Annotated in this window: 17 protein-coding genes and 1 pseudogene; 9 read left to right on the forward strand and 9 right to left on the reverse strand. The window is 61.4% G+C overall.

All coding sequences use genetic code 11. From position 1 onward, the window contains the following. The first annotated feature begins 8 nt into the window (after positions 1-8). The 3 genes from AC1DRE_RS01690 (at position 9) to AC1DRE_RS01700 (ending at position 3,910) form a co-directional block, all read left to right on the forward strand. A complete protein-coding gene (locus AC1DRE_RS01690; RefSeq protein WP_476983058.1) occupies positions 9-1,352 on the forward strand; it encodes a hypothetical protein in 1,344 nt (447 codons plus the stop codon). Between the two features lie 95 nt (positions 1,353-1,447). Continuing rightward, entirely contained in the window at positions 1,448-3,412 is a 1,965-nt protein-coding gene (locus AC1DRE_RS01695; protein ID WP_476983059.1) for a hypothetical protein, read from the forward strand. Between the two features lie 156 nt (positions 3,413-3,568). Next, positions 3,569-3,910: a phospholipase D-like domain-containing protein gene (locus AC1DRE_RS01700; RefSeq protein ID WP_442959668.1), complete on the forward strand. Its 342-nt coding sequence runs from the start codon at positions 3,569-3,571 to the stop codon at positions 3,908-3,910. Positions 3,911-3,967: 57 nt separating this feature from the next. Here the strand turns inward: AC1DRE_RS01700 and AC1DRE_RS01705 are convergent, their stop codons facing one another. The 7 genes and pseudogenes from AC1DRE_RS01705 to AC1DRE_RS01735 form a co-directional block, all read right to left on the reverse strand. Next, positions 3,968-5,620, reverse strand: coding sequence for a DUF6119 family protein (locus tag AC1DRE_RS01705; protein ID WP_476983060.1), 1,653 nt, complete (start codon positions 5,618-5,620; stop codon positions 3,968-3,970). A 27-nt stretch (positions 5,621-5,647) separates the two neighbouring features. After that, positions 5,648-6,451: an ImmA/IrrE family metallo-endopeptidase gene (locus AC1DRE_RS01710; protein WP_330194329.1), complete on the reverse strand. Its 804-nt coding sequence runs from the start codon at positions 6,449-6,451 to the stop codon at positions 5,648-5,650. An 84-nt stretch (positions 6,452-6,535) separates the two neighbouring features. Further along, positions 6,536-6,856 (reverse strand): annotated as a pseudogene (locus AC1DRE_RS01715) (helix-turn-helix domain-containing protein); the annotation flags it as partial. Further along, a complete protein-coding gene (locus tag AC1DRE_RS01720; protein ID WP_200900789.1) occupies positions 6,753-7,391 on the reverse strand; it encodes a hypothetical protein in 639 nt (212 codons plus the stop codon). The pseudogene AC1DRE_RS01715 and the gene AC1DRE_RS01720, both read right to left, overlap by 104 nt. Positions 7,392-8,167: 776 nt before the next feature. Further along, positions 8,168-9,601, reverse strand: a complete 1,434-nt coding sequence (locus AC1DRE_RS01725) for an MFS transporter (RefSeq protein ID WP_476983061.1) — start codon at positions 9,599-9,601, stop codon at positions 8,168-8,170. Positions 9,602-9,863: 262 nt separating this feature from the next. After that, positions 9,864-10,259, reverse strand: coding sequence for a heavy-metal-associated domain-containing protein (locus AC1DRE_RS01730; protein ID WP_476983062.1), 396 nt, complete (start codon positions 10,257-10,259; stop codon positions 9,864-9,866). 374 nt (positions 10,260-10,633) lie between these two features. Beyond that, a complete protein-coding gene (locus AC1DRE_RS01735; RefSeq protein WP_056387753.1) occupies positions 10,634-11,920 on the reverse strand; it encodes an MFS transporter in 1,287 nt (428 codons plus the stop codon). Positions 11,921-12,161: 241 nt separating this feature from the next. On the opposite strand from AC1DRE_RS01735, the gene AC1DRE_RS01740 reads away from it, so the two are divergent. From AC1DRE_RS01740 to AC1DRE_RS01765, 6 genes are all read left to right on the forward strand, one after another. Continuing rightward, on the forward strand, positions 12,162-14,618 hold the full coding sequence (locus tag AC1DRE_RS01740) for a glycoside hydrolase family 3 C-terminal domain-containing protein (protein ID WP_476983063.1): 2,457 nt from the start codon (positions 12,162-12,164) through the stop codon (positions 14,616-14,618). 3 nt (positions 14,619-14,621) lie between these two features. Further along, positions 14,622-15,263 (forward strand): TetR/AcrR family transcriptional regulator, encoded by a 642-nt coding sequence (locus AC1DRE_RS01745; RefSeq protein WP_056387765.1) that lies wholly within the window; start codon positions 14,622-14,624, stop codon positions 15,261-15,263. A 97-nt stretch (positions 15,264-15,360) separates the two neighbouring features. Continuing rightward, entirely contained in the window at positions 15,361-15,804 is a 444-nt protein-coding gene (locus tag AC1DRE_RS01750; protein ID WP_354261443.1) for a pyridoxamine 5'-phosphate oxidase family protein, read from the forward strand. Next, complete coding sequence (locus tag AC1DRE_RS01755) at positions 15,797-16,162, forward strand: YidH family protein (protein ID WP_056387771.1); 366 nt, start codon at positions 15,797-15,799, stop codon at positions 16,160-16,162. Before AC1DRE_RS01750 ends, AC1DRE_RS01755 begins: the two co-directional genes overlap by 8 nt. After that, positions 16,159-16,497, forward strand: a complete 339-nt coding sequence (locus AC1DRE_RS01760) for a DUF202 domain-containing protein (RefSeq protein WP_354261447.1) — start codon at positions 16,159-16,161, stop codon at positions 16,495-16,497. Before AC1DRE_RS01755 ends, AC1DRE_RS01760 begins: the two co-directional genes overlap by 4 nt. A gap of 168 nt (positions 16,498-16,665) precedes the next feature. Then, a complete protein-coding gene (locus AC1DRE_RS01765; RefSeq protein WP_056387777.1) occupies positions 16,666-17,061 on the forward strand; it encodes a cupin domain-containing protein in 396 nt (131 codons plus the stop codon). A gap of 198 nt (positions 17,062-17,259) precedes the next feature. Here the strand turns inward: AC1DRE_RS01765 and AC1DRE_RS01770 are convergent, their stop codons facing one another. Together AC1DRE_RS01770 and AC1DRE_RS01775 are read right to left on the reverse strand one after the other, a co-directional pair. Next, positions 17,260-19,416, reverse strand: a complete 2,157-nt coding sequence (locus tag AC1DRE_RS01770; protein WP_476983064.1) for an amylo-alpha-1,6-glucosidase — start codon at positions 19,414-19,416, stop codon at positions 17,260-17,262. Between the two features lie 235 nt (positions 19,417-19,651). Next, a complete protein-coding gene (locus AC1DRE_RS01775) occupies positions 19,652-20,380 on the reverse strand; it encodes a winged helix-turn-helix transcriptional regulator (protein ID WP_476983065.1) in 729 nt (242 codons plus the stop codon). Positions 20,381-20,431: the final 51 nt, after the last annotated feature.

Below are 20,431 nucleotides of genomic sequence, written 5' to 3' on the forward strand. Positions count from 1 at the left end.
AGCATCCGTTGCCCCAGCACCATAAGCCACTTAGCGTTCTGCAGTCCGAAGTCTTAAAGTGGATCAATGACGGCTGTCCGGGCGGTGTCTTTGAAGGTTACTCGCATCGGATAGCAGCCAGAGCCTTGGCGGACGATCGATACATCACTATTACTGGCAAGGGTCCGACCTGGACGGCCAAGATCACCCAGCTGGGTGTGGAGCTGCTCAAGAGCATCGATGACTCCGATAGCAACAATCACACCCACGAATCTGAAGCCGACAAATTCATACTGAAGCTCACTGCCGCCGATGGCGTCCTGGAGGTCGAAGGCGGCTACCGGCATGCCGCAGTGAACGATGCCCTGATCCGCGGCGTTATGAAGTCAGCGTTGCGCCCGAAAGGCTACAAGCTCGAGATAACGAGCGTCGGGTCGTGGCAGAGCCCAAAGTACGAGGCACGGTGGGCGCGCCATTTCCCTGATGACGTCGACGAGCGTCCGGTCCCGATCCCGGAAACGGTGGGCAAATATCACCCGGTCGCCAAAGTGTTCCGGGACGGCACACGGGGAGTGTCGAAAGAGCACGTCGCCCGTGCAGCCAAACTGCTGCACGCACTGGCCACCGAAAGTACAGCCCGCGGCTACGAGGTCACACTGCCGTCGAGCCACAAACGCACCAACTCCCGCGGAACCACAACTCTCGATGGCGACATCGCCATCACGATCGGCACAACCACCGTCCCACTGGAAATGCGGGAACTCCCCCCGAACGGCGGATCCGCAAGGCCATACATCTCCAAATACAACTCCCGCAACCAGTCCTGGACGCTGGTAAACAACACCGATTTCGTATCAACGGGGCGGCTCCAACTGGAGTTGACACAAAGATACTCAACCAACGGTCGCCGAGAACGGTTTCGTGACGGCAAGCGGCAGCAGCTCGACAGCGCCCTGCCGTCCATACTGCGCGAAATTGAAATTCAGCATCTGGAAAACGAGTGGAAACGCGAGCAAGCACGCCTCAAGGAGGAGGAAACACAGCGCCGGTGGGAAGCCGCCATGAAGCGCGCCCGCATACGGATCCAGGACCATCACAAGGCCGAGCAGCTCAAGATGCAGGCAGACGCCTGGTCAGAAGCCAGCATGCTGCGCAAGTACGTGGACGCCCTTGAGACGAGGCTGGGCTCAGAACCGGACATAGAGCTGGTGAACCGCGGGCTGGCCTGGCTGACATGGGCCCGCGACTACATTGACACCAAAGATCCCCTGCTTCAGCCCATCAAGATTCCCGTCCTTGGAAACTATCGCGATGAAGACCTGGTGCCGTTTCTCGACGGGTGGAGCCCACACGGACCGCACGGAAGGACATAGACGATTTGTCGCTGTACAGATGCGCCGCTGATTCCGTGAGTGAGCTCGGCACAACCAGCGCGGTTCGATGAAGAATCTGCGGTTACCATGAGCCAATGGAACACTCGCAGTCATCTGAAAGGGTCAAGTTCTACGGCCCACGAGATCTCGCCAGCGGATGGCTAAGTGAACAAGCGGCCAAGCTGATTCAAGACTATTCTCACGGCCGCGAGGTCCACTCGCTGAACGATGCGCTCGAGCTGCACAACGCCTTAGCCTTCGAGGAGCACAACGTCGTTCCCCGCTCCCTTACGGAACAGGAGCGACAGGACCTGGCGCAGTCAGCGCGGGAGTCACGAAGGCAAGTCGCTTCGTTCTTCGCCTGCTTCGAGACATCGGACCTCGACCAACTGCTGGCCGACCTCGAGTACGAATATGCGGATGACCTGATACTGCTTCTCGACAGACACGAAGTCGCCAAAAAGGTCGGCGGACAGGCACTCTTCGATGCACTTTTGAAATCGGGCATGCCATTGGCGATCATGCTATCCAACCCCAGGTTCGTAAAGCGACATGACCGACGACTTCGCGACGCGCTCCTCGCCAGCGCTCAACACGGTGAGCTACTAGTCAGAATGCGACTGATCAAAGACTTCGATCCCGCATATCACCTCCCCGCGAGCTTCAGTGGCGTGGACTCACAACAGCTTTTGAGCGCATACATCGAAAGTGCATCACCACACCCTAATCACGTTGAAGCGATTGCCCAGGCGAACGACAATCCCGACTTCGGGATCACTCCGAAGATCCGGCTTCAGGCCAAGAAGCGCTACGAAGTGCTCATCGAAGAGCTTTTCACGGACGAGACGAACACACTGGTGAAAAGCCGTTTTGGCATCAGTATCGATACTGAACAGCACGAGCCCGTGCTCGACCACATCGAGCATGAGGAAGGCGGGATGACCCACATACGCTCCTTCGGTGGGCGATATCTGTCCGCCACTTTCGAGCCGGAGTCGGTGCTCGCAAACTTCGCCGCAGTGGTGGGTTATGCGGATCGTCAAGGGCTGCTCACTATGCCATCGTTCAAAACGCAGATGGGTACCCTCGAAGGGCTCTTCGTCGCGGGAAAGGACTCGTATCCCAGAGGTCAGGCGTTCAAGCACCTGGATGCGCTGACGATGCAAGGAACACATGCTTACGGAGAGTTCCTCCGCCAGAACGGTATCGAGGTCGAGGACGTCGTGGCGGCGTTCTTCCGGGAACAACTCACCAGCCAATATGATGCAGCGGGCTTCTACTACACCCCTTCCAGCACGAACAGTTCATTTCTTGAACGGTGCCGGCACATCTCCGCGGAGATGGAGAGTATCGCCAGGCAGTTCACTCTCTACTGTCACGAGGGCGAACTCGATCCCGAACTCCTGCGCATGACATCTGCACCAAGGCCGTGGAGTGAGATCCCCAGCCTCATCGAACATAAGTACTTGCGTATGAAGTCACCCAGCGATTGTGAGCCCGCGCTACATCTCCTGTTCAACGACCAGTCGAGGCTTACCTATATAAATAAGTCGCTGCGAGCCAAGAGCTTTGTCCAGCTGGTTACAGAGAATGAGTTGCCCTACGACGCGCTTCATTATTACCAGAAGACATCCGTCGATTGGTTAATCGCCGAGGGATTGGTAGCGGTCGATGCCGGCCTTATCGAGTTCTCCCAGCCAGCGCTGATTCTCGTTCTCAGCGATATCTATAACCAGGAAGCAGGCGCATTCGGCCACTACGGAGAGGACGAATCAGCTGCTGCGCTTGCCCTCGTGGACAAGGGATGGTTAGCGTTCAGTTCGACACTTCTGACCTCCGCTGAGGCCAACTACTTCAACTTCTACCTGAACAAGAGCGAGTTCAGTGATGGCCCAGATCTTCGCAACAGGTACCTGCATGGAACCAACGCCGATCCTGGCGATTTGGCTGCACACAGACAGGCCTACGTGCTGCTCCTGAGATTGCTGGTGTCGCTAACACTCAAGATCCGCGACGATTGTCAGTTGTCGGTCACGAAGTTATCGGCCGCACCGCAGTGAAACAAACTGCAACCCAAAGATAGATCATGTGCAGACCAGGACTCCTCGAGGCCCTCCCAGCCCGTGCACAGGTGAACAGGCGCTACAACTCCAAATCCCTTGAGCCGTGTTAATCCCCCGGCTCTCGTCGGACATGTGAGAATGCGGGTAGCACGAATGGCCGTGGCAGCAGACAATAGACAGCTGGCCGCCGAAAAACGAGCCAGCCCGCGCATGCATCACAAATTCCTGGTCCGTCTACGCCAGACGGCAGTTCCGGGCGACGTTGTGGGGGGCTTGGAGATGGCTGACTCCATCACTCTTGAGGCCGAGAGCGTCTGGACGGGTTCCTTCAACTTCACCAGGAACGCCAGCTTCTCGTTCGAGAACGCCGTGGTGATCCACGACCCAGTCATCGCCCATTCGTACTTCGAGGAGTTCAGCCGCGTCGCTTCTTTGAGCGAGCCCCTTGACTGGACTTCAAGGTGGGTTGAACCTGAGTGGCGGCTGGGCACTTAGCCGGAAAGCCACGACATCCTGCAGGGCCTTGCACGGCGCGACCTCCTAAGCCATGGTTCAGGTGCTGGCACCTTCGATCGATACCACACGCACCGAAACGCTTCGCTCCTCGAGCGACGCAGCCTGTCTGACCAAGTTAACCTTTGTGAAAGTGAAAAGGGTTTTCGCAGTCACCGGTTTCCCCTCACCCCGATGCATGGCTAGTACGACCCTCGAGGGCTTCGACCCCAGCCCATCTGCATTACCGCCAAGCGCCTTGATTCTGCTTCTCAGCTTCTCCCTCGCCTGAGAGTCGTTGCATAGAGCGTCCGCGGACACGAGCGCCTGCGCCAGGAGATGACTCGCGGCAGCGGACTTCTCGGTCTTCTTCACATGGATCAGCGTCGCGTCCGGAAGATATACGTCGCACGCTTCGATCCCTCGGCGGTGAAGGTCAGTGGTGATTAGCTTCCGATCAAGGCAAATCCCTCCCAGCGCGGCGGCCAGAGCCTTGTTGTACGCTTCCTCGTCATCGGCAGCGTGCCATTCCGGGAAATCCAGATCGTCTACCGGGCGATCGAAGAGCTCTTTGGTCATCCGGTTGATGTTCTCGACGTAGTCGTGGTGGACCTGATACCAGGAGCCGTCGTAGAGCGCGTAGGTCCGGCCGTCGAGATCGCCCTCGAACGCGACCCACCGCCTGAGAGGGATTGCCTGGCTGATCGGCTGTTCCCCTTCCGCGTCACGGCACAGCTGTATGGACGCGGAGTCCAGACGGGCCAGGCGCTTCCCGGCAGGAAGCTCATTCAGCGCTGCTCGTATCTCTGACCACTCTGGGTGCCCCGGACGAACACCGTTCCGCCCGCGTGGCCACAGTCCGGTAGGGACCCAAGAGTCCGGAGTGCCGTTCTCGTCCACCCTTTCGTGAGGCCACGCCAGTCCGACGTTGCCGCCGATGCCGTCCAAGGCGCTCGAAAGGAGCCCGTCGAGCCGCTCTCTCGTTTCAGGGTTCTTCACCGCCGCCAGCTGCTCGAGGATCTTGAGGGACGGGAGGGGGTCAGCCGCGAGCAGGTCCTCCAGCACATCCAGATCCGCGAGCACCTCCTCAGCGGTGAGGCCCAGCGGGACGTTGAGTGCGTCCGATCCCCGGATCTGTAGGGGTTCGCCATCAGATCGGGAGAGTTTCGGCAAATCCGCGATCGCAACGATCCGGCTGACGGCCTCCCCGACATCACCGACGCCGAAGCCCAACAGGCCATCACCCTGCGGGATGGTCGCGCGCGACGTCCGCGAGCGCTCGTCCATCGTGGTGACTGTGAGGGAGCGCAGCTTACCAGGATCCGCTGCTCGGATCGCGATGCGCTGCCCAAACAGGTTGTCTATCCTGCTGGGCTCGAGCAGCTGGAAGCCCATCCCGTAGCTCAGTGCATAGGCGATGCCGCCTTCTGCCACTTGGTCCCCGCTCGGCCTCACCAACAGCACGCCCGCTGGCGTGACGCCGCTAATCTCGACGGTGTCTCCGGTGAGAGCCGTCACCGTCGAGCACCAATCCGCCCTGTCCTTGGACATGGCACCTGCCACCAAGTAGGCAGGTCGCTTCCCCACCTCGACGCTCCGGTGATCGAAGCCCTCCCGATCGAGGTACTTGCGGCGGATCGCATCCTCGAAGTCCGAGACCCCTGTCAAGCGGTAAATCGTAGTGCGTCTTCCCGACTGCTTTTTCTCGACCATCTTCACTCCCCTGTTGAATATGACGCCTTAGACGATTCGAAGAACCGGGCGCTGATCTGCCGTTCCGAGCAGATCCCGCACCTGCGAGGTGCTGAGCTTCAAGACGTCAGCAAGCGCAGGTATTCCGGCCCCGTTGTCGCCGGCCAACTCGGCGGCCTTCCTCAGTAGCGTTGGAACCTCTCCTGCGTAGGAGCTGGTCGGGTCGGCATCGGGATCGTCGAGCACGGCAAGGCGCTGGTAGGCCCGGCGTGCTGAAGACTCTGTCGTGCGGCCACGTTCGACCATCCGGCGGATTAGCGAGTGCGGCGAGACACCCCAAGTCCTGCCGAGCCGGTCCAGGGCTGCCAGGTCGAGACGCTGCGGGAGCGCTGCATCCATCGAGGACGAGGGGGTCAGGAATGCTGCAGCAAACTCGTCGGCCTCCTTCTCGATCGCCGCGCTGTGCTCAACGCAATCGGTATGTAGCAGCAGGTGCCCAATCTCATGTGCGATCGAAAAGCGGTGCCGGAAGACGTTTTCGCTCCGGCGAGGCGTCGTGATGATGATGGGACGATCCAGGATCACTACTGAGAACGCATCAACCGCATCAATTTCACCGAGGGGTCGCACCGCCACCACGATGCCACGGGATTCAGCCGTGGCGACGAGGTGTTTGACGGGCCCGTCGGGCAGTTCCCAGTGCCGGCGCAACAACACGGCTGCATCCGCCGGCGATGTCCCCGTCGTCACGGCAGGTAGATCAGCCTCGGGAAGTTTCACGTACCGTTCAAGGGCGAACGTCAGTTCCCACACCATCGCCGCCGTGGCCAGTGCTTTCTGCCGATCGCTCACACGGGCGGACCTCAAGCTCCGGAAATGGGCATTCACAGTATCGATACGTGCCAGAGGACGGCCGATGCCAAAGAAGCCAGGGCGAACGTTCAAGGCCCGTGCCAAGCTGTCAAGAACGTCAGGGCGGGGCGAGTTGACTCCAGCTTCGTACTGTCCGATAGCTGCAGCGGATACCCCGACTTCGGCGGCAAGGTCTGTCTTGCTCACTCCGGCACGAACCCGGGCCTGGGTCAGCCGTGCCGGCTCAAATCGTCCATGCGTCTGCCCGGAGCCGGAGAATTCGAACAGACTCGGAGTGTCCTCACGCATCCGACTGCGTAGCCTCCTGCTTCTGCAGCTCGACGGCGGGCACGACCGGCACACCACTATCGAACGACTCGACATCGAACGACGCGTCGGCCGCATTTAGTTCCGGCTGCCAGATGGATTCATGCCCGCGAAGCACAACCTCGTCGGTCACATGGTTGAGTTCAGCGATTGCCCATTCGATCGACTGCAACTGACGGGGTGAAGACTGGATCATGACAAGCACCAGCGGCATCGTATCGCCGACCTCGCGTACGACACGCTCGAGCTCTGTCTCGTCGTCTGCAGCTTCGACAGGCTCAGGACCAGCCAACAATGCCGGGTCGAACAACATCGGATCCAGAGGCGGCGCGATGAACCCGTTCCTCTTCGTCGGGCTTGTCGCGAATGAGGCAACCGCGTCAACAGCTTCAGGAACCCTCCACAGATAGACGAGGCAGTCATTAACCACGGGGAGCTTGTAATTGGCCGGAGGCAGTTTGTACGACTGAAAACCGCGCGCCGTCAGTGCTTCGTGGGCGTCATCGAGCAGGTCCCGCCACTGGGTGCCAAACCCCATCGCGTACCGGGATTCCGAAATCTGGTGCGCCTCGGCGAAACGGCTATGCCGGGATCGCGCAGCCTGAACGAGCAAGTCGCGAATTGTCGGAGCATGGAGTCCGAGTGCATCGGTGGGAGAGTTTGGAACCACGGCAGGCCTCCTGAACAGGCATCGGTGCCGCGGGCGCGGCAAAGACTGAACTTCAGTATTGCACACGATTCGCGCATGGAAGCTTCAGTGGCATACGCGGCGTGTCGGATCCTGTTTCCATGGGATGTTTGGCGCGTAGGTGTCCGGCAGCCCGCCCTGCACCTGGAATCCCCGGGGTAAACGGATCGTAGACCGCAACTGGCGCTGTTCCAATTCCGTGATTACCGAGGCCGCACCACCAACATACTTAAGGGTGCGCTCCCGGAGGTGCAGGAAAGCGTAAAGACCATGTGTGCGCGCCCTGCTGACACCGAAGTTCTGGCTGATTTGTGGACGGTAGCCAGGATCGGTCCGACCAACTCTGGGGTTCTCGTGGGTACCTGAAGACCTACAAATTCCGATGGCATGTCCTCCAGAATGGGGATACACCAGGGCTAGGCTGGCGGAACAAAGTCGGATTGGGGGATCCCCTGAAGCGCAGAACCGGGTTGTTAGCGGCCAGGAAAACTGCCCATAGGGGCGGGGAAGCCCGGGCCAACCGCCGCTTCGAAGCGTTCCGCGAGGTCCCGGCTATTGAACGGTGACCCGGTGGTATCTAGGCGAGGCTCTAGCTGCGCTTTTCGAGCGGACGATACCTGTCACCAAGCATGCGCGCCCCGGCACCGGGGCGCGCATGCTGTACCTTCTCGTCGCCGGAGACAGTCCCTGTGCGGGTCCGCCTAATGAATTCCGGCCGCAGCGGGGGCGTTGGCCTGTGCCGCGGTTCGGGAAGGCAAGGTAGCTGCAGCCAGTATTCCTGCAGCCACCAGCAGCCCAGCCGCGACGGCAAGTGCGCTGCCGTATCCGGCGACCAGTTGGCCTGCCTCGGTGACGGCCGAATGCTGGCTGCTGTTGCTGACCGTTGCAGCAACGCCTGCCAAAACGGCCAGTCCGAGGGCAACGCCAATTTGCTGGGCCGAGTTCAGCAGCGCAGAGGCAATTCCGGCCTCCGTTTCCTTCGTGTAATATACGGCGGCCTGGGTCAGGGCGATAATGCCGAGGCCGAACCCAAGGGCGAGGATGAACATGGCCGGTGCCAGGTAGAGCCAGTAGTTCGTGTTTACCTGGATGAAGGAGAACCAGAAGGCAGCCCCGGCACTGAGCAGTGCCCCCGCTGCTGCGATGAGGCGCGCGGCCATCTTCAGCAGCAGCTTAGGCGCGGCCCCTGCCCCGAGCACCAGCCCTGCCGCGAACGGCAGCCAGCTGGCACCGGTCCGCAGAGGGCTGTAATGCTGAACCTGCTGGAGATAAAGGGTGATCACGTAGAAGCTGCCCATGGGACCAATGGCTAGCAGCAGCATGGAGGCGTATGCGCCAGCGCGGCCACGGTTCCGGAACAGCCCCAGTGGGACCAGCGGCGTGCTGCTGCGGGATTGCAGGGCGATAAAGGCAGCCAGCAGCAGGGCTGCAGCGGCTACCAGACCAAGGCCCAGAGGATCCGCGAAACCCTCCTCGCCAAAGCGGGTAATTGCGTACACCAGGGCGACCATGCCGCTGGTTCCCAATACGGCGCCCCTGACATCGAGACTCCCGGCGCGCCGTCCTGCGCTCACCAAGGTCCGGCTGCCCAGGAGCACGGGGATGGCGATGGGTACGTTGATGAAAAAGACCCACCGCCAGCCGAGGGTGTCGGTCAGGACGCCACCAAGAAGCAATCCCACCACAATTCCGAGAGCGGACATCGCGCCGTACAGCGACAGGGCTGCATCACGGGTCTTGCGTTCGGAGAAGGTTGTCGCAATGAGGGCCAGGGCGTTGGGCGCAACCAGTGCTGCTCCCAGTCCCTGAATCGCGCGGGCAGCGATGAGCGTATCGCTGTTGGGACTGAGGCCACCGGCCAGGGAAGCCACAACAAAGAGGGTGAGGCCTGCCTGCAGGATGCGGCGCCGGCCGTAGAGGTCGCCAAGCCGGCCGCCCAGGAGCAGCAGAGCGCCAAATGCGAGGATATATGCATTCACAATCCAGGGCAGATGCACGGCGCTCACCCGGAGTTCCTGCTGGATGCTTGGCAACGCGATGTTCACAATGGAGTCATCGAGCACCAACATCAGCTGGGCGGTCGCGATCACCAGCAGCGGTACCAATCCGCGCTGCTGGCCTGGCTTTCCGGTCATAACATCTCCTCTTAGATTGGCGGGCAGCGGCCCGCAGAAGCTTTGGAAACCCCGAGGGGGCATCACTCTGTTGAATTTGGGGCGTCGCCAACAGGACCCCGCGAAAGTCGAATCCTCCCCGTTGCCGGTTCAGTCCGTTTGTGGTGGACCTGCCGGGGGAATCGTTCGCTGCTGGCTGCACGTGCCCTTCCTCGCGTCTCCTTTTTCGGGAGGGGCGCCGGATTTGAGTGCAACCAGCAGGGGCTCGGGAAGTTGCAGGGGCTCAGTCGCCTACAACTGTGTAATCGGCGGACATGACGGCCTGACGCACAGCGGCTCCGGCGGCCTTACCACCTACAAGGAGGTGGGAACGGCCGCCGGGAACGAGCTCAATAGCCACAGACTCCACGCCCTCAAGGGCTGAGACGGCCTTCTCAACAGTGCGGGCGCAGTGCCCGCAGGTTAGGCCCTCGAGGGTGAGCTCAGCAGCAGCCGGGGTGAAGGCGGGTGGCGAAAAGGGTTCTGATGAGCAGCAACTGCACGCCGCGCCCGATGGGGCCAGGAGCAGTTGAGTGCGGTTTGCAGATTCAAACATGCCAGTTTCCATTCCTTGACGAAGCATCAATGGCGCTGGGGTTGACGGGCCGTGAGGGGCGGTGCAGGGCACACGCCGGGACATACCATGTCACTGACAACAGTTGAAAGCATACCCCCCAGGGGTATAGGAAGCAAAGTGTGGCCCGGCTGGAACGGCCCTCCGTAACGACGCCAACAGAGGCTCAGTCAGCGTCGCCACAGCGCCAATCTTCGCTTTGTGTCATGGTCCACCGTGTGCACGATGGACAACCTTCGGATGGTCCGCCGGTCAGGCCTCGATGAGAGATGGTTTTACGGATCTTTCGTGTGCCGGCACGATTCCTCAACACACCGGTTATGACGAAGCGCCCGGCTGGATTTCCCAGCCGGGCGCTTGCCCATTCCTTAGTTCATCGAAGAAAGTCCCCCTGCTTCGGCACATCTGACCCGATGCGGGGGCCAGTCATAAGGACAGTGTCACCGTACTTTCTTCACGGGGAGGATCGTCAATGCCCCCAACAGGGCGATCCCGGCCGCTACGGCGAGCAGGAGGTCGTAACGGCCACCACCCATGGTAACCAGGGCTGCCGAGACCGCCGGGGCGAGTGTCTGCGGACCTGTCATGGCGATGTTGAATACGCCGAGGTCCTTCGCTGTGTCATCAGGATTCGGAAGGACATCGATGACGAGGGCGAGGTCAACAGCGATGTAGATGCCAAAGCCAATGCCGATGACCAGTTCCGCCCAGTAGAACCCACTGGTGGAGTCGGCCGCAGTGAGCATCCAGGTGCCGATGCCGAAGATTATGGCCGAGGTCCAAATGAAGACTTTCCGCCGCCCTAGCCTGTCGGAGATCCATCCGGCAATCTGGCCGGCCGTAACCAAGGCGAGCGTGTAGATGAGAACGCCGGTTGCCAGTGCGCCGGCCGCATCCTGTTTGGACAGGCCCAGATCCTGCTGTAGGTACAGGAGGCGGAAGGTGACGAACATAAACATCGCCAGGACGACGAGGAAGCGGGAGACCCAGGCGAACGCGAAGTCGGGGTTCTTGCGGGGGTTTACCCAGAAGGTCTTCAGGGCGGTCCGCAACCCGCCTTCTGAGGCAGGGCGGCGCTCCATTGGCCGGTCCGGCAGTACGAAGGCGAAGACAAGGACCAGCACCAGGGCGAGGACGCCGGGGACCAGGAAGAGTAGGAGCATGTTCTGCCCGAAAAGGCTTGCCGAATAGGCTGCGCCGAGGGAGGCTGCCTGGGAAGCAATGCCGATCATGCCGCTTACTTTGCCTCGCTGCCACTGGGGTACCTGGTCTGCCAGGGTCGCCGTATGTGCAGCGACCGCCGCGTTGCCGAGAGCCTGCGCGAAGAACCAGCCGATGCCCAGCACTACGGCATTCGGGGCCGTGGCGATGACGGCCAGGCATGCCAGGAGTCCCAAAGCTCCGGCAACCAGCCAGGGACGGCGGCGGCCGAAACGTCCGACGGTGCGGTCGCTAAGGCGGCCAAAAACGGGGTCGAAGAGGAGGGCTGCGAACGCGCCCATGGAGATGACGGTGCCCAGTGTGGCGGCAACGTCCGGTCCCGGAACCAGAGACTGCACCTTGAGTGTCATGCCGGCGACGATGGGCATAAAAAGGGCAATCATCAGTCCCAGCCGCGCGAGCACCATCGTTGTGATGACACTGGCCTGGGCCTTTTCGACGGGGACGGGAGCGTAGGACAACGAGTTGGGCGCTTCGGGTCCTGCAGCAGAATCAGACACAACCATGGGTCTCATTGCTTTCTATTGGGAGAGGGGAGGCGGGCCAGACGTAGCCCGTGTGATAGGAACCACAGTACCGCAGACCGACCGAGTATGCGGTCGGTTTATCAAATCGTTACTTTTTCGTCGCGCAAACCTTGCGTTACCGACCGTGTAGTCGGTCGGCGTGCTATCGTTGTGATTCGAAGCACAACAGAAGGGGCACCAGTCCCGAAATTCGCCACTTTCCTGACGAAGGAGTCTTCCGATGAGCGTTCCTGCCACTGATCTTCCTGTCGTGTCCGGCGTGCAGTCGGACTTCATAGATGAAGCGGTGCAGTCCCTTGACCTGACAGGAAAGATCCGGCTGCTTTCCGGTGCAAAGATGTTCAGCCTCTGGGGTGATGCTTCCATTGGCTTGGACGAGATTGTCATGTCTGATGGCCCGACCGGTGTGCGTGGTGAAGAAGTTGTCGGTGGTCGCGAGAGCTGCCTGCTGCCGAACGCCACACTGCTGGCGCAGACGTGGAACTCTGGCGTGCTCGACGAGGTCGGCGCACTTCTGGCAGAGGAAGCCATGGACCAGCAGACCCACATCGTCCTGGGCCCCACGATCAACCTCCACCGCACTCCCCTGGGTGGTCGCCTCTTCGAGTGCTTCAGTGAGGACCCGTACCTCACCGGTGTCCTCGCGGCCGCCTATGTCCGCTCCCTCCAGAGCCGGGGCATCGGAGCGTCCCCGAAACATTTCCTCGCCAACGAATCCGAAATACAGCGCACCACTGTTGACTGCGTCGTTGACGAACAGACCCTGCGGGAGCTTTACCTGCTGCCGTTCGAAATCGTGAATCACGACGCGCAGCCGTGGACCGTGATGGCCTCCTACAACGGCGTAAACGGCGTCACCGCCACGGAGCACGATGAGCTCCTCAATGACATCCTGAAAAAAGAGTGGGGCTTTGACGGGCTTGTCATGTCCGACTGGTTCGCCACAAAGACGGCCGCGGAAAGCGCGAACGCCGGCCTGGACCTGGTGATGCCCGGGCCCGAAACGGTCTGGAGCACATCCCTGGAGAAAGCCGTGCGTTCCGGCGACGTCCCCGAAGAAGCCATCGATGACCACGTTCGCCGGTTACTGATTCTTGCCGCCCGGGTCGGCGCCTTCGGCACACGGCGTGACTGGCCCGCTGACATTGCCCGGCCCGACAGCGGAGTCCGCCGCGAACAGCTGCGAAGGATCGCTGCCCAGGGCATGGCAGTGCTCAAGAATGACAACGCCACCCTTCCGCTCGCCAACGAAACGGGGACCGTGGCCGTGATCGGTCGCCACGCTACTGACACCGTCGCCCAGGGCGGCGGCTCCGCCCGGGTCCGCCCGCCGCACATTGTGAGCATCGCAGATGGCCTTACGTCCGCGCTCGGCCCGGGGGTCACGATCGTGGACGGGGTGGAAACCAGGACGCGAATGGTGGCCGCGCCTGCCTCGACTGTGCGCGATCCCGAAAACGGCACTCCCGGGATGCGGGTCCGCGCTCTCGACGAGCAGGGCAACGTCATTGAGTCCCGCCACTTTGACGTAGCCGAACTTGAAGTAGCTGACGATGGTTGGCTCGCAAATGCGGCCAGGATCGAGCTCTCGGCCGACGTCGCCATGTCGTCACCGGCCCGGATGCGCGTCGGCGTGATCGGACCCGGCCAATGGACCGTGACGGCGCCCGGCCACCACGAGACGTTCGCCGTAACCCCGCATGATGGTCCCGGCGGCGGCCTTCACCGGCCCAAGAGCCACGTCGCAGTGGTGCCCTTGGAAGCCGGCGCCAGGATTACCGCCACCACCGGGCCCCACTTCGAAATGAGAATCATCGGGCTCGTCGTCACAGCGGCCGCCCGCCCCGCCGCCGCCGCGATCCGTGAGGCCGTGGTGGCAGCGGCATCGGCTGACACTGCCATTGTCGTCGTCGGCAACACCCAGGAACAGGAAACCGAAGGCCAGGACAAGAAAACGCTGGCATTGCCCGGCGACCAGGACGCCCTCGTGGCCGCCGTCGCCGCCGTCGCACGGCGTACTGTCGTCATCGTGAACGCCGCCACACCGGTCCTCATGCCCTGGCTTGATAATGTCGACGCCGTGCTCTTCGCCGGGCTCCCCGGGCAGGAAGCAGGAGACGCAGTCGCTGCAGCGCTGACCGGTGACATCGAACCGTCGGGGCGACTCGTTACCACCTTCCCCGCCCGTGACGGCGAAGGGCCGGCCTGGGGGACCATGCCCACCGACGGGCGTCTCGAGTACGCGGAAGGGCCGCGGGTAGGCTACCGAGGATGGCACCAATCCGGGACACAGCCCTTGTTCTGGTTCGGCCACGGCCTCGGCTACACTTCCTGGGACTACACCTCAGCGCACATCACTGGGCAGGACGGGACGGGGGTTAAAGCCGTTGCCGTGGCCCTGACCAACACAGGTCAGCGTTCCGGCAGGGAAACCGTGCAGGTCTATCGCGTCCCCGCCGGCGAGGATCAGCCTGCACGTCTTATCGGATGGGCACAGGTTTCCCTCGATCCCGGGCAGAGCGCTACTGTTCAGGTTGAGTGTGATCTCCGAACCCAGCGGATCTGGGACGTGGAAGAACACGGATGGCTGCCGCTCTCCGGCGGTTCAATCGTGATTGCGCGTGGCCTCGGCGATCCCCGCATCACGGTTCCGCTCGAAAACGGACAGGAGTCCTAAGGCATGTCTTACCCACCCGGCTACCGCATTGAACGCGAGCGGAACCGCACGGAAAAGGCCGGCGACATCGCCCGGGCCAAGGCCATTCAGGCGGCGATTGAGCTGTTCTCGACCAGCGGGTACAACAAATCCTCCATCGCCGAGGTAGCACTCCGGACTGGGCTGTCCCAGTCAGGCCTCCTCCACCATTTCCCCAACAAGACCGCCCTGCTCACTGCGGTGCTCGAACAGCGAGAAAAGGAAGACAGCGAATTCCTCTTCGGAGAAGGCGCGGCACCCATGGGATGGGCGGCCTTCGACTCGCTCGTCGCCCTCGTTGCCCGCAACTCCACCCGGCCGGAGTGGATCGGCCTGTTCGTCCGGATCTCGGCAGAAGCCACCGAAGCCAAACACCCGGCAAACCAATGGATGCTCGATCACTACCGCAGCACCCGGGAATGGCTCACCCAAGCCATCGAGGACGGCAAGCGAACGGGCGAGATCCTCCCGGACGCCCCCGTTGAAGCCATCGTCCGCAACACCATCGCTGTGCTTGACGGGCTCCAGCAGCAATGGGTGGCCGAACCGCACAGCATGTCAATGGTCGCGGAGCTCCGGGTGTACCTTGACCAGCTTCGTGCTACCTGGGGAAACTCTCAGCAGTAACCACAGCACCTGCCAGGCCCAGTTGCCCGGCGCGCGTACCAGTCGAGCGTGCGGGGCATTCTGGCGTACCCGTTCCCACCCTGAAAGGCGCGCCCTCATGCCCGCTCTCCCCCAGCACGTGTACGACTTCATCTCCCAACCCAATCCTGCAGTCATGTCCACGGTCGCCTCCGACGGGCGCCCTGTCAGCGTCCAGATTGTGTATCTCGTTGAAGATGCCGGGCACATCCTTCTGAGCATTGCTTCGGGCAATTCCCGCGGGGGCCGGCTCCAACACCTTCGCGAGGACCCGCGAGTGTCACTCACCGTCCTGACGAATGATGACTGGACAGAGGCCGTCACCGTTCTGGGAACCGCCGTTGAATTCTTCGACGACAAGGACCTCCAGATCATCGATGCCATGACCACCCACTACTTCGGTGCGCCCTACGCGATCCGCAACCCGCGCACGGCAGTCCGGGTCCGCGTCGACGAATGGACCGAACACTCCAACGCGATGTTCCGCGTCAACAAAGCCGGAGAAGGCGAGACAGTTGGCTGAGCTCAATCGCTTTCCCAAAAGAGTCTTCAGCCAGGGAGATGAACCGGATCCACGGTTCAGCCTCGCTAATGAACGCACCTTCCTGGCGTGGATCCGCACCGCACTGGCTTTACTCGCCGGCGGGGTCGCTCTCGAGGCACTGGGCCTCGGCATCCATCCCGGGTACCGGCTCTCTGCGTCCATCCTGCTGATCCTCAGCGGGATCATGTCGGCCATCCAGGCCTGGGGCGGGTGGACGAGGACGGAACAGGCCCTGCGGAAGAGTTCACCTCTTCCCCCGACGATCCTCTCGCTCCCCCTGACTGTTCTGCTGGTAGCGGTTGCGGTCCTGGTTCTGATTGGAATCGTTCTGAAGTGACCGGGCTCTTCGATCCCGGTCTCCAACCGGAGCGCACGGGTCTGGCCTGGCAACGGACCTGTCTTGCGTTCCTCGCAGGCTCCCTCGTCGCCATGAAGGTCCTTCCGCCCATCCTGGGGCCCTGGTCACTGCTGTTGGGTGTGGCGGGCGTTCTGGAGTCCGTGCTCTTACTGTTTGTGGTCCGTCGGCGATACCTCCGGCACCATCAAATTCTCACAGCCCCGGACGGGCCACCTGCCCGGGCCGCCGACGGCTTCCTTCCGGCCGCTCTTGGCGCCTCGACATTGGTTGCAGGGTTTGTTTCGCTGGCTCTGGTTCTGACAATCCGGCTTTAGGGACGTCGTCGGATATTCCGCCCTGGAGAGGGCAACTGCGTGGAACAGTGTGTTCAGTATCGGGGGCGGTACAGCTTTCGTACTTGTCCGGTCTACAGAGCAGGGCGCTGAATTGAAGCAAGGCGTCACCGCTGACGCCTTAAACCACGAAGGAGTAGACGAAGAACTATGACTACAGACCTCTCGCGCATGCAGAAGGCCAATTTTGTCGACGAGGACAATTACGAACTCATCACTATCGGGCGGATCACGAAGAGGATGGTGACCCTTGACGGGGCCAGCGCCGTTCTCGTCCGCTTTCCGGTGGGGGCATCAGTGACGGAGGATGCGGTCAAGACCGGAATTCTCGACACGGATATGTGTCCTATGCCGCATGTCGCCTACATCCTGGAAGGCAGTTTGGGGGTGCGCCAGCGTACCGGATCCGAGGAGGAATTCTCAGCCGGAGATCTTATGATGCTGCCGCCGGAGCATGAAGCATGGACCGTCGGGGACAGGGACTGCGTCTTTATCGAATTCATGCGTGGGACCAGTGACGTCTACGACTACTGGCCGGAGCACTGAGCGGGCGCGTAGGCGCCATGTGAAGTGCGGGCATGATGAGCGCTGAAGATAGCGCTCATCATGCCACGTCTCCCGTTGGGCAAGTCGCCGCGCCTAACGGGAGGCGTGCCAGAAGTCATCATCTAACTGTTCGCCGGCTTCGTCCCAGAGGGGATGGCGGCGCTGTAACATCGAGGGTGTTGACGACAGTCAGGCTGCCTACTTCCGTCGTCGGCGGTCTGCCTGTTCGACCAGTTCCGTAATCCATGGCCGATGTCCGCGTCGAAATTCCATCCACTCAGGCAGGCCCTGAATGGAGGGGCCGGACCTATCGATGTCGATGGTGATCCGGCCGCCACCAACAGGTGCGTTGGTGATGTGCAGATCACCATAGGCTTCCGGAAGCACAGGATCCATCCACAGTCCCCGACGGGAGACATGAACGTCGTACCGCATCAGGTTCGTTACCAGGAGGATCGGTGCGGTCGCTGCCCAAGCCTGGGGCGAACACGCTGTTGGATAAGGTACGGGTTCGGCGAATTGATCACGGCTAAAGCCGCAAAACAGCTCTGGCAAGCGCCCGCCCGAGAATTCGGCGGCTTCCAATATCGCAGTGGTAATGCGCTGTGCTTCCGCCACGAAGCCGTATCGCAACAGACCGGCAGCGATGATTGCATTGTCGTGGGGCCATACCGAGCCGTTGTGATAGCTGGCCGGGTTATATGCGCCCATGTTGCTGGCCAAGGTCCGTATACCCCAGCCGCTGAACATCTCCGGAGACATAAGCCGCTCGGCAACCTGCGGAGCCTTGTCCTCGTCTACGAGTCCGTAGACCAGACAGTGGCCCATGTTGGAAGCACACGCGTCCACCTGTCGCTTCCTGCCGTCGAGTGCGATTGCATAGTACCCCCGGTCCGGCATCCAGAACTGCTCGTTGAATCTCCGCTTCAGTTCCGCCGCCCGATCGGCGAGTTCATCTCCCCGTGCCGTGTCGCCCGCGTCGTATGCCATCCAGGCACGCGCGGTATACGCGGCATAGACATAGGCCTGGACTTCACAGAGCGCGATTGGAGGCTCGGCAAGCATTCCATCGGCAAAATTGATGCCGTCCCAGGAGTCTTTCCAGCCCTGGTTTATCAGGCCTTGGTCGTTGAGGCGTTCATACTCGACGAAACCGTCGCCGTCCTTGTCCCCGTAATGACTTATCCATTCCAAGGCGCGGTCCGCGTGAGGCAGCAGATTGGCGATGATATCTGCTCCGAATCCCCACCGGCTGACGGCTCCGAGCACATCAACAAACAGCGGAGTCGCGTCGACGCTTCCGTAGTAGGCCGATTTGCCTCCAAGGGCCAAGCCAGCGTTGACACTAAACCTTACTTCGTGCAGGATCTTGCCGGGCTCCTCCTCCGTCAGCGGGTCCACAACGCTTCCTTGCCGGTCCGCCAGCGTCTGCAGCGTCCCCAGGGCGAGTGATGGATCCACCGGTAACGCCATTTCCGAGGCCCACAAGGAATCACGGCCAAAGAGCGTCATGAACCACGGGGCACCTGCAGCCACCACAACACGCTCGGGATGATTCGGGTCCTCGATCCGGAGGGCACCCAAGTCATCGTAGCTCCGCCGTAATGTCCGCTCAATGGATCGATTACTCATGCGTACAACCGGAATCTTGGCAACCCATTCCTTGCGGCGCCGGTCACTTGGGGACACCCCTTCCCCATCGGGGTGGACAAGTGCAGCGCTCCGGGCGGAGCCTTCGACCTCAGCCGTAGCACTGACAATTGCGCTCCAGTGACCGTGCGGCGGGACGGATACCTGATAGGTGACCGCCTCCGGCTTCACGTCGGCTCCTGGCGCCTGAATGACTACCCGTTTTCGCATGCCTTGCCAAGCGCCATCAATGGTCAACTGGTCCCGGTCGACATGGCGGGTTGCGTTCCACGTTCGCTGAATCCGGGCTTCCTTCACTTCGAAGAGGTCCGCGAAATCCGCTTCAACCTCCAAGGAAATCGCGCATTGGACGGGCTTTGTTGAGTAATTGCGAACCGTAAGTTGTTCTTGGAGACCGGCGCCGACTTCCCGCAGCCGCTCGACGATCAGCGGGCTGTCGGCATATCCGTCGGAGCGGGGAACGCGACCTGCAAACAGGGCCCGGAAAGGCTCGCGTGTCTCGGCAGCCAAGGACTCAAGCGGGTGATTGTTGACTGTCAGGTTCCAGCGGGACAGGAAGCGGGTGTCCTGGACGAACAGGCCATGCGGGTGCTCAGGATGAATGTCGCCATTGGGCAAGGAAATGCAGAACGAAGTTTCCTCGACCAGGGTGACGGTCCCTGCCCCTACTGGGCCGGCAGCCGTGTCAGCATTCCATCCAGCCATCCCGGTTCCTCCAAGAAAACAGCGCCGACATAACGTGGTCTCTTAGACACGCACGCTTGGCGACGGCACCTCTGTTTACTTGACCATACTCTCCCCCGGCTGAGGGGTGTAGACCCTGTTTCATATCCTGTGTTGCATCCAGAAAAGGAACCGGACCGCGGATCAAACGGCGAAAAAACAGGGAAAGGTACGAGCCGACAATCCTCGGAGGCATCTGGAGTTGGGGCGCTGAACGCTAGGAAGCTGCTGCTCGAGGAGTGAACCAACCGGAGAACTCCGCAGCCCACTCGTGCGGACCAACAAATCCGATGGAGCCCAGCTGCCGTGCATCCTCACAGCGGCGAAGACCCCACCACAGATCGTAGAGGACCCGCGGGGCGACATGGATCTGAAGATCCGGGACACGTTCTGAGCGGCCGATGCTCGCGGTTGTCTTGCTGTTCTCTCTGCAGATCCAACCTTGAAAGGGAGCTCCCCTGACATTGTCGAACTCGAACCCCAGGACAAGTGACTTCCGGGGCAGGGAACCTGTCACAAGGCTGCGGCCCATGTGTTCGAGCAGTGTGCCAAGTCCTGCCCGCAGGTCATTCTCGAAGGGCGCCTGCCATTGACTCGCCCAGAGGCCGAGCGACTCCAGGGTCTGCCGCAGCCCGTAGCCGACCGGCGTCAGTCTGTAGCGGCGTGAGCCGCGGGGGCCGGTTTCATCGTTGCGGATGACAAGCTCCAGCTGGGCCAGTCGCTTGAGCCGCTGGGAGAGCAGCGTCCGTGAGAGATCAGGCAGCGCCCGGGACATGTCGTTGAACCCCATTTCACCGCCGAGGAGTTCTCGCACGATCAACAGGGACCAGCGGTCACCCAGCAGCCGCAGCCCTTGCGATACGGACCAATAATCAGCACTCAGGCGTCTTGCTGAATTCGCCAGGTCGTCGTGTTCCCGGGTGAACTGCTCTGCAATGATTGTCATCGTTCGTGAGCTCCAAGCGATCTGTGAGTTGTGCTGCCGCCATTCTTCCCC

It is taken from the genome of Arthrobacter sp. P4_H3, assembly GCF_056400885.1.

What these genes read in the sequence shown, in the direction of transcription:
- AC1DRE_RS01695 (WP_476983059.1), top strand. Translation starts at nt 1,448, where the DNA reads ATGGAACACTCGCAGTCATCTGAAAGGGTCAAGTTCTACGGCCCACGA.
- AC1DRE_RS01700 (WP_442959668.1), top strand. Translation starts at nt 3,569, where the DNA reads ATGGCCGTGGCAGCAGACAATAGACAGCTGGCCGCCGAAAAACGAGCC.
- AC1DRE_RS01705 (WP_476983060.1), bottom strand. Translation starts at nt 5,620, where the DNA reads ATGGTCGAGAAAAAGCAGTCGGGAAGACGCACTACGATTTACCGCTTG.
- AC1DRE_RS01725 (WP_476983061.1), bottom strand. Translation starts at nt 9,601, where the DNA reads ATGACCGGAAAGCCAGGCCAGCAGCGCGGATTGGTACCGCTGCTGGTG.
- AC1DRE_RS01730 (WP_476983062.1), bottom strand. Translation starts at nt 10,259, where the DNA reads ATGTCCCGGCGTGTGCCCTGCACCGCCCCTCACGGCCCGTCAACCCCA.
- AC1DRE_RS01735 (WP_056387753.1), bottom strand. Translation starts at nt 11,920, where the DNA reads ATGGTTGTGTCTGATTCTGCTGCAGGACCCGAAGCGCCCAACTCGTTG.
- AC1DRE_RS01740 (WP_476983063.1), top strand. Translation starts at nt 12,162, where the DNA reads ATGAGCGTTCCTGCCACTGATCTTCCTGTCGTGTCCGGCGTGCAGTCG.
- AC1DRE_RS01745 (WP_056387765.1), top strand. Translation starts at nt 14,622, where the DNA reads ATGTCTTACCCACCCGGCTACCGCATTGAACGCGAGCGGAACCGCACG.
- AC1DRE_RS01750 (WP_354261443.1), top strand. Translation starts at nt 15,361, where the DNA reads ATGCCCGCTCTCCCCCAGCACGTGTACGACTTCATCTCCCAACCCAAT.
- AC1DRE_RS01765 (WP_056387777.1), top strand. Translation starts at nt 16,666, where the DNA reads ATGACTACAGACCTCTCGCGCATGCAGAAGGCCAATTTTGTCGACGAG.
- AC1DRE_RS01770 (WP_476983064.1), bottom strand. Translation starts at nt 19,416, where the DNA reads ATGGCTGGATGGAATGCTGACACGGCTGCCGGCCCAGTAGGGGCAGGG.
- AC1DRE_RS01775 (WP_476983065.1), bottom strand. Translation starts at nt 20,380, where the DNA reads ATGACAATCATTGCAGAGCAGTTCACCCGGGAACACGACGACCTGGCG.